At 66.9% G+C, this 13,342-nt stretch carries 13 protein-coding genes; 5 read left to right on the top strand and 8 right to left on the bottom strand.

All coding sequences use genetic code 11. From position 1 onward, the window contains the following. Positions 1-45: 45 nt before the first annotated feature. From DIE12_RS24810 to DIE12_RS24780, 7 genes are all read right to left on the bottom strand, one after another. Positions 46-1,416, bottom strand: a complete 1,371-nt coding sequence (locus DIE12_RS24810; RefSeq protein ID WP_124488092.1) for an NAD(P)-binding domain-containing protein — start codon at positions 1,414-1,416, stop codon at positions 46-48. A gap of 73 nt (positions 1,417-1,489) precedes the next feature. After that, positions 1,490-2,356, bottom strand: coding sequence for a bifunctional 5,10-methylenetetrahydrofolate dehydrogenase/5,10-methenyltetrahydrofolate cyclohydrolase (locus DIE12_RS24805; RefSeq protein WP_124488091.1), 867 nt, complete (start codon positions 2,354-2,356; stop codon positions 1,490-1,492). Then, the gene (gene purU, locus DIE12_RS24800) at positions 2,353-3,210 is read right to left on the bottom strand and encodes a formyltetrahydrofolate deformylase (RefSeq protein ID WP_260426285.1); all 858 of its coding nucleotides are present in this window, start codon (positions 3,208-3,210) and stop codon (positions 2,353-2,355) included. The genes DIE12_RS24805 and purU overlap by 4 nt, the downstream gene beginning before the upstream one ends. A gap of 73 nt (positions 3,211-3,283) precedes the next feature. Then, positions 3,284-4,414, bottom strand: coding sequence for an aminomethyltransferase family protein (locus DIE12_RS24795; protein WP_124522996.1), 1,131 nt, complete (start codon positions 4,412-4,414; stop codon positions 3,284-3,286). Positions 4,415-4,462: 48 nt separating this feature from the next. Continuing rightward, complete coding sequence (locus tag DIE12_RS24790; protein ID WP_124521257.1) at positions 4,463-5,479, bottom strand: DUF3445 domain-containing protein; 1,017 nt, start codon at positions 5,477-5,479, stop codon at positions 4,463-4,465. A gap of 10 nt (positions 5,480-5,489) precedes the next feature. Beyond that, entirely contained in the window at positions 5,490-6,425 is a 936-nt protein-coding gene (locus tag DIE12_RS24785) for a PDR/VanB family oxidoreductase (protein WP_124521255.1), read from the bottom strand. Next, a complete protein-coding gene (locus tag DIE12_RS24780) occupies positions 6,422-7,027 on the bottom strand; it encodes a dimethylamine monooxygenase subunit DmmA family protein (protein ID WP_124521253.1) in 606 nt (201 codons plus the stop codon). The genes DIE12_RS24785 and DIE12_RS24780 overlap by 4 nt, the downstream gene beginning before the upstream one ends. Positions 7,028-7,251: 224 nt before the next feature. Between DIE12_RS24780 and DIE12_RS24775 the strand changes: the two genes are divergently transcribed. The 3 genes from DIE12_RS24775 to DIE12_RS24765 are packed head-to-tail and all read left to right on the top strand — an operon-like array spanning position 7,252 to position 9,775. Beyond that, positions 7,252-8,343, top strand: coding sequence for a sensor histidine kinase (locus DIE12_RS24775; protein ID WP_221623853.1), 1,092 nt, complete (start codon positions 7,252-7,254; stop codon positions 8,341-8,343). Continuing rightward, complete coding sequence (locus tag DIE12_RS24770; protein ID WP_124521251.1) at positions 8,343-8,996, top strand: response regulator; 654 nt, start codon at positions 8,343-8,345, stop codon at positions 8,994-8,996. The genes DIE12_RS24775 and DIE12_RS24770 overlap by 1 nt, the downstream gene beginning before the upstream one ends. Positions 8,997-9,013: 17 nt before the next feature. Then, positions 9,014-9,775, top strand: coding sequence for a PAS domain-containing protein (locus tag DIE12_RS24765; protein ID WP_260427318.1), 762 nt, complete (start codon positions 9,014-9,016; stop codon positions 9,773-9,775). 116 nt (positions 9,776-9,891) lie between these two features. Here DIE12_RS24765 and DIE12_RS24760 read toward each other — a convergent pair whose 3' ends face one another. Next, positions 9,892-11,580: an APC family permease gene (locus DIE12_RS24760; protein ID WP_185641016.1), complete on the bottom strand. Its 1,689-nt coding sequence runs from the start codon at positions 11,578-11,580 to the stop codon at positions 9,892-9,894. A 479-nt stretch (positions 11,581-12,059) separates the two neighbouring features. Between DIE12_RS24760 and DIE12_RS24755 the strand changes: the two genes are divergently transcribed. Together DIE12_RS24755 and DIE12_RS24750 are read left to right on the top strand one after the other, a co-directional pair. After that, the gene (locus DIE12_RS24755) at positions 12,060-12,626 is read left to right on the top strand and encodes a TetR/AcrR family transcriptional regulator (RefSeq protein WP_124488085.1); all 567 of its coding nucleotides are present in this window, start codon (positions 12,060-12,062) and stop codon (positions 12,624-12,626) included. Positions 12,627-12,853: 227 nt separating this feature from the next. Beyond that, complete coding sequence (locus DIE12_RS24750; protein WP_011880657.1) at positions 12,854-13,279, top strand: organic hydroperoxide resistance protein; 426 nt, start codon at positions 12,854-12,856, stop codon at positions 13,277-13,279. The last annotated feature ends 63 nt before the right edge of the window (positions 13,280-13,342 follow it).

Raw genomic sequence — 13,342 nt, 5'->3', positions numbered from 1 at the left:
ACCCGGGGCCCGGTCGGGTGACGCGACAGCGCAGTGCCGCGACAGTCAGCCGGCGCGAACGCGCGGCTCGGGCGCACGCTCGCCGAGGTACGCGTCCATCGAATCGTCGAGCGCGTCGAGCCACGGCGTGTGATGCGGCGGCGACTGGGTGCCGGTCATCAGCGAGCGATACGATTTGTCGCGATAGCCCATGATGTTCTCGTGCTTGTCGTGTTTCCACGCGAGGAACGTGCGATTGACGCCGGCGATGTCGAAGCTCGGATAGTCGGTCGCATCGATCAGGTCCTGGATATAGCTGCCCTGATACTCGAACATCTGCTGGTTGGTGACCAGCGTTTCCTCGCGCGCGCGCCACGCGAGACTGTCGGCGTGCATCGCGTCGAAACCGGGCAGCGCGATGCGGCCGAGGATGACGTCGCGTGCGTACCAGGCTTGCGCGTCGAACATGTTGAACGAGTACCAGAGGTCCTGCATGCCGAGATAGATCAGTTTCGGGTTGCGTTCCCAGAAGATGCCCTTGTACAGGTCGAGCGGCCAAAGCCGGTTGTTCGTCTTCAGGCGCAGGCTGTCGGGCAGGAACGGGAAATGGTGCTGGTATCCGGTGCAGAGGATGATCGCGTCGATCTTCTTGCTGCTGCCGTCGGCGAAAAACGCGACGTTGCCGCGCACGCGCTCGAGCAACGGCTTTTCCTCCCAGTTCGCCGGCCAGTGATAACCCATCGGCGCCGTGCGATAGCAGCTCGTGATGCTGCGCGCGCCATACTTGTAGCATTGCGACCCGATGTCCTCGGCCGAATAGCTGCTGCCGACGAGCAGGATGTCCTTGTCCTTGAATTCGAGCGCGTCGCGAAAGTCGTGCGCATGCAGGATGCGTCCGCCGAAGCTGTCGAAGCCGGGAAAGCTCGGCATGTTCGGGGTCGAGAAATGGCCGCACGCATTCACGACGTAGTCGAAGTCTTCCGCGTACACGACGTCCTTGTCGAGATCGTGCGCGGTCACCGTGAAGCGGCCGCTCGCGTCGTCGAACGCAACCTGGCGCACGACGGTGCTGAAGCGGATGTCCTTGCGCACGCCGGCCTTCTCGACGCGTCCCTTGATGTAGTCCCACAGCACTTCGCGCGGCGGATACGACGCGATCGGCTTGCCGAAGTGTTCCTCGAACGTGTAGTCGGCGAACTCCAGGCATTCCTTCGGGCCGTTCGACCACAGATAGCGGTACATGCTGCCGTGGACCGGCTCGCCATGTTCGTCGGTGCCGGTGCGCCACGTGTAGTTCCACATGCCGCCCCAGTCGCGCTGCTTCTCGAAGCAGACGAGCTGGGGGATGTCCGCGCCCTTCGCCTGGGCCGACTGGAAGGCGCGAAGCTGGGCCATGCCGGATGGGCCCGCACCGATGATTGCAACACGTTGTGTCATCGCGTTCTACCTCGTTGGAAGTGGTTAGCCGTGGTTCGGCGAACGGCGCGTGCCGTTCGTGCGCGGACGCGGGTCACGTCGCGCGCTGCCGCCGCGCCGCGAGCGCGGTGTTCTTCATCAGGAAGGCGATCGTCAGCGGACCGACGCCGCCCGGAACCGGCGTCAACGCGGCGGCGACGCGCGCCACGCTGTCGTGGTCGACATCGCCGACGAGCCGCGTCGCGCCGCCGGATTCGATGCGGTTGATGCCGACATCCACGACGACCGCGCCCGGCTTGATCCAGTCCGCATCGACGAGCCCCGGCTTGCCGGCTGCCGCGACGACGATGTCCGCCTGGCGGCACAGTTCGGCGGCGTTCGCGCTGCGCGAGTGGACGGTCGTCACCGAGCAGTCGGACTGGAGCAGCAGCGCGGCCATCGGCTTGCCGACGATGTTCGAGCGCCCGACGACGACTGCATGCTTGCCGCGCAAGTCGCCGACGATCTCCCGCAGCAGATGCATGCAGCCCGACGGCGTGCACGGCACGAGCGCGTCCTGGCCGAGCGCGAGCCCGCCGACATTGTCGCGATGGAAGCCGTCGACGTCCTTGCGCGGATCGATCGCGTCGATCACGGCCGCGGCGTCGAGTGGCGCGGGCAGCGGCATCTGCACGAGAATCCCGTGGACGTCGGGGTCGGCGTTGAGTTCGGCGACGAGCGCGAGCAAGTCGGACGCGACGGTGTCGGCGGGCAGCCGATGCTCGATCGAACGGATGCCGACCTGCTGCGCGCGCAGCATCTTGTTGCGCACATAGACGTGGCTCGCCGGGTCGTCGCCGACGAGCACGACCGCGAGGCCGGGCAGCACGCCGTCGCCGCGCAGCCGCGCGACGTCGTGCCGGACGGATTCCAGCAGCGCGTCGGCGATCGCCTTGCCGTCGATGATCGTCGCGCCGCTCATCGGAAGATCACCGTGCGGTTCTGGTTCAGGAACACGCGGTGCTCGGTGTGATACTTGACCGCACGCGACAGCGCGACCGTCTCGGTGTCGCGTCCGATCGCGACGAGATCGGACGGCTGCAGCACGTGGTCGACGCGCTGCACCTCCTGCTCGATGATCGGCCCTTCGTCGAGGTCGGACGTCACGTAGTGAGCGGTCGCGCCGATCAGCTTCACGCCGCGCTCGAACGCCTGGTGGTACGGCTTCGCGCCCTTGAACCCCGGCAGGAACGAGTGGTGGATATTGATCGCGCGGCCGGCGAGCCGCTCGCACAGGTCGTTCGACAGGATCTGCATGTAGCGGGCCAGCACGACGAGTTCGGTGCCGGTTTCGTCGACGATGCGCATCAGCTCCGCCTCCTGCCGCGTTCGGGTGTCCGGCGTGATCGGCAGGTAGATGAAGCGGATGCCCTCGCGCTCGGCCATCGGCCGCAGATCCAGATGGTTCGACACGACCGCGGTGATCTGCATGCGCAGCTCGCCCTTGCGGAAGCGGTACAGCAGGTCGGACAGGCAGTGGTCGAACTTGCTGACCATCAGCAGCACCTTCATCGGTTCGCCGGCGCTTTTCAGTTGCCACTGCATCGAGAAATCCCGGGCGACGCCCGCGAAATCGCGCTGCAGCTGCTCGACGTTGCCGTTCGCACCGGTGTTGAAGCGGAACACGGCGCGCATGAAGAACGTGCCGCTGACCTCGTCGTCGTATTGCGCCAGCTCGCCGATGTAGCAGTTCGACGCGGCGAGATGGGCGGTGACGGCAGCCACGATGCCGGACGTGGCCGGGCAGCTGATCGTCAGGATGTAGTTCGGATTCACGTCGTGTGTCCTCGAAACGGATCGGAATGCGGGAAAGGCCGGCCGTCGCCGGTCATGCATGGTCGTCAACGCGTCAGCCGACGGCGGTGCGCTTTTTCTTGTCGGGATCGTCGAACGGCAACAGCGCGGTGGTCGCGCGCGTCTCGACGCTGCCCTTCACCACGAGCGGCACGCCCGCACGGGCATGCCGGACGTCGAGGCGGGCGAGCGCGAGCGAGCGCCCCGTCAGCCGCGAATACATCGCGCACGTGATCACGCCGGCCGCCTTGCCGTCGTGCCAGAGCGTGTCGCCGGCCTGCGCGGCCTTCGCGGCCTCGAGCTCGACGCCGAAGATCCGGAACCGCTCCTTGCCGGCGAGCCGGAAGTGCTCGGCCGCGCCGCAGAATTCGGTCTTGCCGGGCGACACTGTGAAATCGAGGCCGAGTTCCCACAGCGTGTCGCCGGCGCGCTCGTCGGCAAACGGGTACATCTCGGAGTTGTCGTACGGATAGAACAGCAGGTAGCTCTCGACGCGCAGCCAGTCGAGCGCGGTGAATGCGCAGGGGACGATGCCCATCGCCCGGCCCTTGTCGAGGATCGTGTCCCAGATGAACGGCGCGTCGGCGGCCTTGCAGAAGATCTCGTAGCCGCGCTCGCCGGTGTAGCCGGTGCGCGAGATCATCGCCGGCCGGCCGAACAGGCGCGTCTGCACATGGTGGAAGTACGGCAGGTTGCGGATGTCCGGCACGTATTTGGCAAGGAAGTCGACCGCGACCGGCCCCTGCAGCGACAGGTCGTGCAGGTCGTCGTCGAACAGCACGGCGACCTGCCGGCCATACGCGGAGCGCACGAGGCGCTCGTACCCCGCGCCCGCGCCATGGACGACCATGAACGCATTGGGGCCGGTGCGGTAGACGATGCAGTCGTCGATGAACTTGCCGCTCTCGTCGAGCAGCGTCGCGTACACCGACTTGCCGGGATACAGCTTGCCGATGTCGCGCGTCGTCGCCCAGTTCAGCAGGCTTTCGGCGTGCGGGCCGACATAGTGCACCTTCTTCAGCCCCGATACGTCCATCAGGCCTGCGCGGGTGCGAATGGCCTCGTGGTGGTCGGCGAGATCGGTCGCATAGGTCCATGCGGTGCCCATGCCGTTCCAGTCCTCGAGATTCGAGCCGAGTGCGCGATGCCGGTCCGCGAGGGCGGAGATGCGCCAGGAGTTCGCCATCTTGAATGCTCCAAACGAAAGTGAAGGTCGATTACGGAAAACGCCGGGTCAGGCGTCGACGTCGAACCGGCTGAGCCATTCGACGAGCGTGTGCCGGTAGCGGGTCATGCCCTTGTATTCGGCGATCGGGTCGGGCAGGTCGCGCAGCACGCGGTGCAGCCGGCGCGCCCACACCGGGTTGCCGACGAGGTCGGCCATGCTGCACAGGTAGGTGCGGATGCCGAACATCAGCGCATTGCTGCGCGCAAGCCGCGCCATCAATTGCAGCTCGACGCGCAGGTGCACGGCTTCGCCGACGTTGTCGGGCGTCACGCGCCCGCGGTCCGCGCCCCACTGGTGATAGGTCTCGGGCGACGTGTCGAGGCGCGGATGAATGGTCAGCGTCCAGTTCAGGCGGCGCACGGGGTGGCCTGCCTGCACGCCGAGCAGGTATTTCAGCGCGCGGTCGAATACGCCCGCCTGGTGCGCGAGCGGCACCGGTGCGTGCCATTGTTTGAAACTCATGCCCGCATCGAACGCGAGCGACCAGTCGGCCGGGCCGGTGACGACGCCGGCGTCCATGTACAGGTCGCCGTCGCGCTGGTCGAGCAGCGCGATGTCGCCTTGCGTCTGCCGCATGACGTATTCGAGCGGGCCGTACGGCAGCGTGCGCGCGTCGCCGAACACGAAGGCCTGGTCGAGGTCGAGCGCGTGGTTCCGCCAGTGCCAGCGATCGCCGTCGCGCTCGAGCGCGAACCACGCCGGATAGTCGTGCGCGAGATGCGTCATGATCATCTCCAGCGTGTCCCAGCACGCGGTCTCCATGTGCGGCATCACGATCGCGCGGCGCGGATCGGCGTCGAGCACGCGTGCGCGTTCGGCGATCTCGGAACGGTAGTGCTCGTCGATGTCGAAGTGGTGCGCGAAGACCGAGCCGGGATCGCGCGGCGTCGCGGGCTCGAGGTTGACCGAATACATGTACCGGTCCTCGGGGAACGGAAACGGAAAGCGCGCGATCGCCGCCGGGCTGTTGCGGAACGAGAAGTCGTCGCGATAGGTTTGCGCGGGCTTGATGAATACGCTCATGGCTCGGATCTCACAGGTCGAGGGTCAATGCGGCGCCGCACGCGCGCGATACGCAGGGCATCAGATGGGTGGCGCGCGCGTCGGCGTCCAGGAACGCATCGCGATGCTCGACCGTGCCGTCGAGATAGCGCGTCGCGCACTGGCCGCATGCGCCGCCGCGGCACAGGTTCGGCACGTCGATGCCCGCCGATTCGAGCGCCTCGAGCAGGCTCTGCTCGGCGCCGACCGCGATGCGACGGCCGCTGCGGCGCAGGTCGACCGCGAACGGCTGGCCCGGCGCCGGCGCCACGAAGGCTTCCCAGTGCACGCGGCCGGCCGGCCAGCCGAGCGCGGCGGCCGCGGCGCGCACCGCGTCCAGCAGGCTTGCGGGGCCGCACACGTAGACGTGCGTGCCGAGCGGCTGCCTTTGTAGCATCGCGATCGCGTCGAAGCGTGCGTGCACGCCGTCATAGCCGTGAAAGCGCGCGCCGAGCCGCGCATCGAGCGATGCGCGATAGGCATCCGTCAGGCCCGCGCGGTACGCATGGTGCAACTCGTGGCTCGCTTGCCGGCGCTCGAGTTCCGCGAGATGCGCGATGAACGGCGTGATGCCGATGCCGCCCGCGACGAGAACGTGATGGCGCGCGGTGGTGTTCAACGCGAACAGGTTCGCCGGTGCGGTGATGCGCAGGCGCGCGCCGGGTTCCAGACGGTCGTGCACGAACGCGGAGCCGCCGCGTGACGACGCGTGACGGCGCACGGCGATCCGGTAGAGGTTTCGTTCGGCCGGATCGCCCGCCAGCGAATAGGCATTGCGATAGGTGCGGCCGCCGTCGTTCAGCACGACTTGCACGTGGCTGCCCGACGAGAACGCCGGAAGGGGGCCGTCGAGCGCCGTCAGCACCAGTTCGCGCACGACGGGTGTGAGCATGCGGGCTTCGGCCACGCGAACGTCGAGCAGGCTCATGCGCGGTCTCCCGCGCAGGGCTGGTCGGCATCCGCGCAGACGCCGAGATAGGCGCCGAGCCGCGCGGAGAAATGCTGGCGGACACTCAGGCGGACGTCGCATGACGGGCAGGTGACCTCGTCGGGCTCGTCATGCCCGTCGTGCGCATGCGCGGCCCCGCAATGCACGCAGTACACGGTGCGCCGCGTGCCGGACACGGCCGCACCCACCTCCTCCGGCAGCAGGCCGGCCGCCTGCGCGATACGCCGAATGTGCCAGACGAACGTCTCGTCGCCGCACACATAAAGACGCACGCCGACCGTGCTTTCATCCAGCCGGTGCCGCACCTCGTCTTCCAGCGTGTCGAGCGACGCGTGAAACACGGCCGGCAGGCCGATTGCCTGCAGCTTGCCGAGCGTGACGAGCAGCGCGCTGCCCGGCAGCCCCGCGAGCGCGTTGATGAACGCCGGCAGCGCATGGAGCGCGCCGCCTTGCGCGACCACGAGATGCGAGCGGGCCTCGGCGCAAGGCTGCAGCGGCGCATAGTGCGGCAAACTCGGCGGCACGAACGGCGTATGGGCCGGTTGCCGGTTGCGGGCTGCGAACGGTTCAATTGAGTGCATCGATCGGCTCCCAAAATGGGGCGTTTGCATCATGAATGGGCGTACGCTCGGCGACGGTCGTGGCGTCACGTTTGCGTTCCTGTTGTTCAACATAGTTTCTTGCCAGTAATTGCCGTTCAATCCTGAAGAGGAGGTACGCCCTAAGAGGTAGCGCGCCGGAACGGCGCCGAAAGGCATGGAACTTGCGTCGTGATTCGATCCTGGTTTGTCCGTGCCGAACGACCGTGACTCCTGACGACAGCCTGACCGACCGATGCATGCGGCCCGCCGGCGGCGCGTCGTTGCCGACGCGCATGCGTGACGCGCTGCTCGCGTTTCTGGCCGGATACGTCAATGGCGCGCCGCGCCACGTGGCGTTTCACGCGTTCTTCACGGGACTCGCGCGCGAATTGCCGGACGCGCGGATCGTGCTCGCGCTCGATGGCGGCGCGGGCTACGAATCCGCGCCGGACACGCTGGTGCGATGCACGCAGGGGCATCGCTGCAAGCTGCGGCATGGGGCAAGCGACGGCGCATGCGAACTGTGTCCGGACTGCGTCGGGCAGGGGCACGGGCGCGCGGTGCGCGCGCTCGGCGACGCGGTGCTGGTGCTGGACGTCGCGCTGCCGGCGGCGCCGACGCTGCTGATGGACCTCGAGATCGTCGCGGCCACGATCCGCGCGGCGCTGATGCGTCGGGCGCCCGCCGACGCGCACGGGCGCGACGCGACGAACCCGTCGGAGGCGCTGACACGCGAGTTGCACGACTCGGTCGCGCAGCAACTGGGCTTCATGTCGTTCCTGGTCGCTCGCCTGCAGCAACAGGGCACGACCGGCAACCCGCTGTTGGCCGAACTGCGCACGATGACGACGCGCCTGCAGCGCCAGGTGCGCGAGCTCATCACCAGCGCGCGGCTGACGCTCGACGGGCGCTCGCTGCAGCAGGCGCTGGCCGAGTCGGTCGCGGAATTCTCGCGCCGCTGCGATGTGGTGTTCGAACTCGACAATCGCGTGCCCGACCTGCGGATCGATCCGCGCATCGCGCTGCATATCCTGCAGATCGTCCGTGAAGCGCTGTCGAACGTCGTGCGTCATGCGCAGGCCGGGCATGCGTGGATCACGCTGCGGACCGACGGCGATGGTTTGCAGGTATCCGTCGTCGACGACGGAATCGGGCTCAGCGAGGGATCGGCCGACCTGAACCACTACGGCCTCGACATCTTGCGCGAACGCGCGGCGGCGATCGGCGGACGCATCGCGATCGATGGCGGCGCCTGCCGCGGGACGCGCGTGATACTTGTCGTGCCGGACGGCGCGACATTCGGAGAGACATCCTGATGGAACCGACGACGCTGCTGTTGATCGACGATCACCCGCTGTTTCGCCGCGGCGTGGCCGAATTTTTTGGTGCGACCGGAGAATTTCGCGTGGTCGGCGAATCGTCGAACGGCGCGCAGGGGATTTCGCTCGCGGGCATGCTGCGCCCGGAGCTGGTGCTGATCGATCTGCACATGCCGGGGCTCGGCGGGCTGCAGGTGCTCGACGGGCTCAGGCGCAAGGAGGTCGATTGCGTGAAGGTGCTGCTGACGGCGTCGATGGAGCGCGACGAGCTGCGCGCGGCCGTGCGGCTCGGCGCCGACGGCTACGTGCTGAAGGAGTCGGAGCCGCAAGCGCTGCTCGCCTACGTGCGTAGTTGCATGCGGGGGCTCGTGGTGCTCGACGACGAACTCGCCGACGAAGACGGCGTCGCCGGCGCGCATGCCGACGCGCGGCCGGTCGACCTGACCGCGCGCGAAACGCAGACGCTGACGCTGATCGCCGACGGCATGAGCAACAAGCAGATCGCGCGCGTGCTCGGCATCAGCGAGGGCACGGTGAAGGTCTACGTGAAGAACCTGCTGCGGAAACTGGACGCGCGAACGCGGCTCGAGCTGGCGGCATCGGTGCACCGGCGCGCGATCGGCGCATCGACGCGGGAACGGGGGGCGTGATGAAGGACGGCGCGCGCGTGACTCAGCCTGTTCAGCCGACGCAGCCGTCGAGCGGCGCGTTCGACGTGGACGATTGCCCGCTTGCGCTGCTGAAGCTGGACGGCGCGGGACGGATCGCCGGCTTCAACGTCGCGTGGACCGACGCGATGGAACGGCCCGCGGCCGGTCGGCGCTTCGTCGATTACGTGCATCCGGAGGACCGGCGCATCTGGAGCGGCATGCTGCAGCGTGCGCGGGCGATCTCGCGCGGCGGGGTCCGCGAGCGTCTGCGCTGCGTGCGTCCGGACGGCGAACTGCGCTGGTTCGAGGTGTCGTTGAAGAGAAATGCCGGCGGCTCGTCCGTTGCGCTGTCCGACGTGACGCTCGACCGCCGTCGCGAGACCTCGACGCAGGCACACCTGAGAAGCGTCGCGGGGCTGCTCGACAGCATTCCGGGCCTCGTCTACCGCGGCCGCAACAACCGGCTGTGGACGATGGAGTACGTGAGCGCCGGATGCGAGGGCTTGACCGGCTATCCGCGGCAGTGGTTTCTCGACGGGCATGCGCATGCATTCGGGCAACTGATCGTGCCCGAGGATGCCGATTACGTGTGGACGGGTGTACAGCAGGCGCTGGCGGTGCGCGGCGTCTTCGATCTGCGGTATCGGATCAGGTGCGCCGACGGACGGATCAAGCCGGTGTGGGAGAACGGCGTCGGGATTTATTCGGCAAGCGGCGAGGTGTTGGGCGTCGAGGGCGCGATCTTCGAAGTGCGGCCGGGCGACCGGTCGGGCGCCTGAGCGGCCGACGCATTCGCGCGGCCAGCCGCGCCCGCGCCGGATTGCCGGCGCGAAAGCGCGGCGCCCGGTCGTGAACCGGGCGTCGTTTCGATTCGAGCGCAACCGCGACGGCGCGCTTATGGCGCGAACCAGTGCGTCGCAGCGACGACCGCCACGCCGAGCAGCAGCGTCAGGTACGGCAGATAGCCGGCCTTGCGCGGCTGCATGCTGCCGGACAACGCCATGTCTTCCCGCATCTGGTCCGGGAAGCGGCCCTTGTCGGTCACGTAATGCCGCCAGGCGAACACCGGCAGGATCAGCGCGGCGAACATGAGGCCCGAGACCAGCGTGCCCTTGCCCCACACGTCGGCGCCGAACCCCATCAGCGCGAGGTTGACGAACGACAGCAGCGTGCCGAGCGCGAGCAGCCAGCGCGGCGCCCTGAAGGGGCGCGGCCAGTTCGCGCGGTCGAGGCGGTGGATCCATGCCGCGTTCAGGTTGAGGAAGTTGAAGATGATGTACCCGACGTTCGACATCGCGAGCACGACGGTGTAGTCGGACATCAGCAGCAGAAACAGGTTGAAGCCGAGATCGGTCCACATCGCGCGGGTCGGCGCGCCGTTCTCGTTCACGTGCGACAGGTACTTCGGCAGCCAGCCGTCGACCGATGCCTGATACAGCGTGCGCGACGATCCGGCCATCGACGTCATGATCGCGAGCACCAGCGCGAATACCAGCATCGGTTTCAGGATGTACTCGCCCCGGTTGCCGACGTGGACGATCTGCGCCATGGCTTCGGCGACGCCCATGCCGCTGAAGATGCCCGGCGACAGCACGCCGTCGTAGACGGCCGCCTGCGTGACGTTGCCGGCCGCATCCTTCACTTCGGGCGTGACGAGCTGGCCGAGGCCCAGCGCGCCCTGAAACGCGAGCGGGACCATCGTGAAGAACACGATGCACAGCAGGCCGGAATAGACGATGGCCTTGACCGTGTCGCGGCGCGGATCGCGAAACTCGCGCGTGTAGCAGACCGCCGTCTCGAAGCCGTAGGTCGACCACGCGGCGATGAACAGGCCGCCCGCCATCAGCTGCAGGCCCGCCAGATTCCACGTGCCGTCGATGACGCGGCCTGCCGCATCCTTCGCGAGCGGGTAGAGCGGCAGCAGGTGCGACTTGGGCAGGTCGCCGCTCAGGATCGGATAGACGCCGACGAGCAGCAGCGGCAGTAGCGCGGCGATCGCGAGAATCATCTGGAGTTTTGCGGCCTGCAGGATGCCGCGATGCTGGACCGCGAAGGTCGTGAGCAGGATGATCGCGCCGATCACGAAGGTCGCGTTGATGCGCAGCGACAGGCCGCTCGCGAGCCAGCCGAGATCGAGCAGCGTGATCTGCCAGGTGTTGATCGCGGCCGTGGCCGGGAACAGCATGTTCAGCACATAGCCCGCGCCCATGCCCGAGCCGATCGCCAGCACCGGCGACCACGCGAACCAGTTGCACCACACGGACAGCGGCGCGAGCAGCTTGCTGTAGCGCACCCACGCGATCGCACCGTACACCGACGCGCCGCCCGACTTGTGCGGAAAGAGTCCTGCAATCTCCGCGTAAGAAAACGCCTGGATGAAGCCGAACAGGATCGAGATCATCCATACGATCCACGACGGCTTGCCGACGGTGGCCGCGATGGAGCCGATCGAGAAGAGCACGAGCGCGGGCACGCCGCTCGCGACCCAGAACGCGCCGGTCCAGCTTATCTTGCGCTGAAGTCCGGCCGTCTCGCCATGCGCGGCGGGGAAATCCGCCGGTGCGCTGTCAGGGAGGGAACTCATGGGGGTCTCCGTCAAGTCGGGTTGGGTACGATGCGATCAACGATCGTTAGCCAATAACGCGCAAACAACTCTCTTGAAGAGGTACTCCTTCCGAGAGAGAACCGGCGTCGCACGGCGACGGAGGGGCGATGCCGGCACGCGCTCGGGCGCGCATGTGCGCAAATCGCGCAGGCGAAGCGGGGCGCGCTTCGTTAGGTTGACGAAGAAAATGGAACGAAGGGATGGTGTCCGGTGAGTGGTGCGCCGCGACCCGAGCATGGGCGGATCATTCGAAACGTTCGTTGCCCACGCGTCGTCGCCTGTCCGGGTAGTTCCGCCCGCCGCCGCGCTCCGGCGTGTCCCGCACGCTGTTGCGCGCGTTGTAAGCAATCGCGGCGGCACGGTGCCACGCGTGCCGACACCCGGGATTCGACGAGCCTTTCATCGCGCCCCACAAAAAAGTCTTGACTATCTATCTATGAGTAGATAAAGTTCGATCCATGGAAACGAAGACGACCGTCCGCGAACAGATTCTCGACCACGCGATCACGCTGATGATGCTGCGCGGTTACAACGGCTTCAGCTATCGAGACCTGTCCGATCTGGTTGGCGTGAAGACGTCGAGCATCCACTACTACTTCCCGTCGAAAGACGATCTCGTGCTGGAAGCGGTGGCGGCGTACAGCGACGAAGTGCTTGCGGCGATGCGTGCGATCGATCCGGCGTTGCCGGCCGACGTCAAGCTGAGCCTCTACACGAAGCTGTTCGGCAGAACGCTCGGCGACGGCAATCAGATCTGTCTGTGCGGCATGCTCGCGGCGGACATCGAATCGTTGCCGGAGCGCGTGCGGCAGGCGGTTCAGGCCTTTTTCAAGGCCAACGAGAACTGGCTCGCCGAGTTGCTGGCGCAGGGCGCGAAGGAGCGCACGCTGCAGTTCAGCGGCACGCCGGAAACGGCGGCGCGCACGTTGTACGCGGCGTTCCAGGGCAGCGTGCTGGCCAGCCGGCTGTTTCATACGCGGGCGCGTCTCGAGGATGTCGAGGCCGTCTGGAAAACCCGGTCCTGATGGACGGGGCAGGCAGTCAGGCGGTTCGCCGCCTTTTGTTGGGGTTAGTTATCTATCTTGTGGTAGATAGATAATCGGGCGGATGGATTCGATCATCCGCATTTTTTTGGGGATATGTGTCTATCTATGAGTAGATAAACAAACGTGATGCCGGCGGCCAGGCCGTCGGCGCGCGATCCCGGGTTGGAAGGCTGTTTCACTTACTCACCATTGAAAAGGAGTCTGTCATGTCGATCGAAAAAGTGCTGTACCGCGCTCATGCAAAAGCCACCGGCGGCCGTGACGGCCGTGCCACGGTGCCCGAAAGCGGTCTCGACCTGAAGCTGACCACGCCGCGCGAACTCGGCGGTGCGGGCGGCGCCGGCGCGAACCCTGAACAACTTTTCGCGGCCGGCTACAGCGCGTGCTTCATCGGTGCGATGAAGTTCGTCGCGGCCCGCGACAAGATCGCGATCCCCGCGGACGCCGCGATCGAAGGCAGCGTCGGCATCGGTGCGATCCCGAACGGCTTCGGCATCGAAGTCGAACTGAAGATCTCGCTGCCGGGCCTCGACCGTGAAACCGCGCAAACGCTGATCGACCGTGCGCACATCGTCTGCCCGTACTCGAACGCGACGCGCGGCAACATCGACGTCACGCTGACGCTCGTCTGATCGCACGCACTACGAAGTAATCCGTCGTCATTCATTGCATACACCGGTTGAGCCAAGGAGTTT

It is taken from the genome of Burkholderia sp. Bp9015 (assembly GCF_003853505.1).
Taxonomy (GTDB): Bacteria; Pseudomonadota; Gammaproteobacteria; order Burkholderiales; family Burkholderiaceae; genus Burkholderia.
This window is presented reverse-complemented; position numbering and strand designations above follow the sequence as displayed.

Excerpts from the sequence above, each read along its gene's own strand:
- DIE12_RS24810 (WP_124488092.1), bottom strand. The coding sequence starts at position 1,416 with ATGACACAACGTGTTGCAATCATCGGTGCGGGCCCATCCGGCATGGCC.
- DIE12_RS24805 (WP_124488091.1), bottom strand. The coding sequence starts at position 2,356 with ATGAGCGGCGCGACGATCATCGACGGCAAGGCGATCGCCGACGCGCTG.
- DIE12_RS24795 (WP_124522996.1), bottom strand. The coding sequence starts at position 4,414 with ATGGCGAACTCCTGGCGCATCTCCGCCCTCGCGGACCGGCATCGCGCA.
- DIE12_RS24790 (WP_124521257.1), bottom strand. The coding sequence starts at position 5,479 with ATGAGCGTATTCATCAAGCCCGCGCAAACCTATCGCGACGACTTCTCG.
- DIE12_RS24785 (WP_124521255.1), bottom strand. The coding sequence starts at position 6,425 with ATGAGCCTGCTCGACGTTCGCGTGGCCGAAGCCCGCATGCTCACACCC.
- DIE12_RS24780 (WP_124521253.1), bottom strand. The coding sequence starts at position 7,027 with ATGCACTCAATTGAACCGTTCGCAGCCCGCAACCGGCAACCGGCCCAT.
- DIE12_RS24770 (WP_124521251.1), top strand. The coding sequence starts at position 8,343 with ATGGAACCGACGACGCTGCTGTTGATCGACGATCACCCGCTGTTTCGC.
- DIE12_RS24760 (WP_185641016.1), bottom strand. The coding sequence starts at position 11,580 with ATGAGTTCCCTCCCTGACAGCGCACCGGCGGATTTCCCCGCCGCGCAT.
- DIE12_RS24755 (WP_124488085.1), top strand. The coding sequence starts at position 12,060 with ATGGAAACGAAGACGACCGTCCGCGAACAGATTCTCGACCACGCGATC.
- DIE12_RS24750 (WP_011880657.1), top strand. The coding sequence starts at position 12,854 with ATGTCGATCGAAAAAGTGCTGTACCGCGCTCATGCAAAAGCCACCGGC.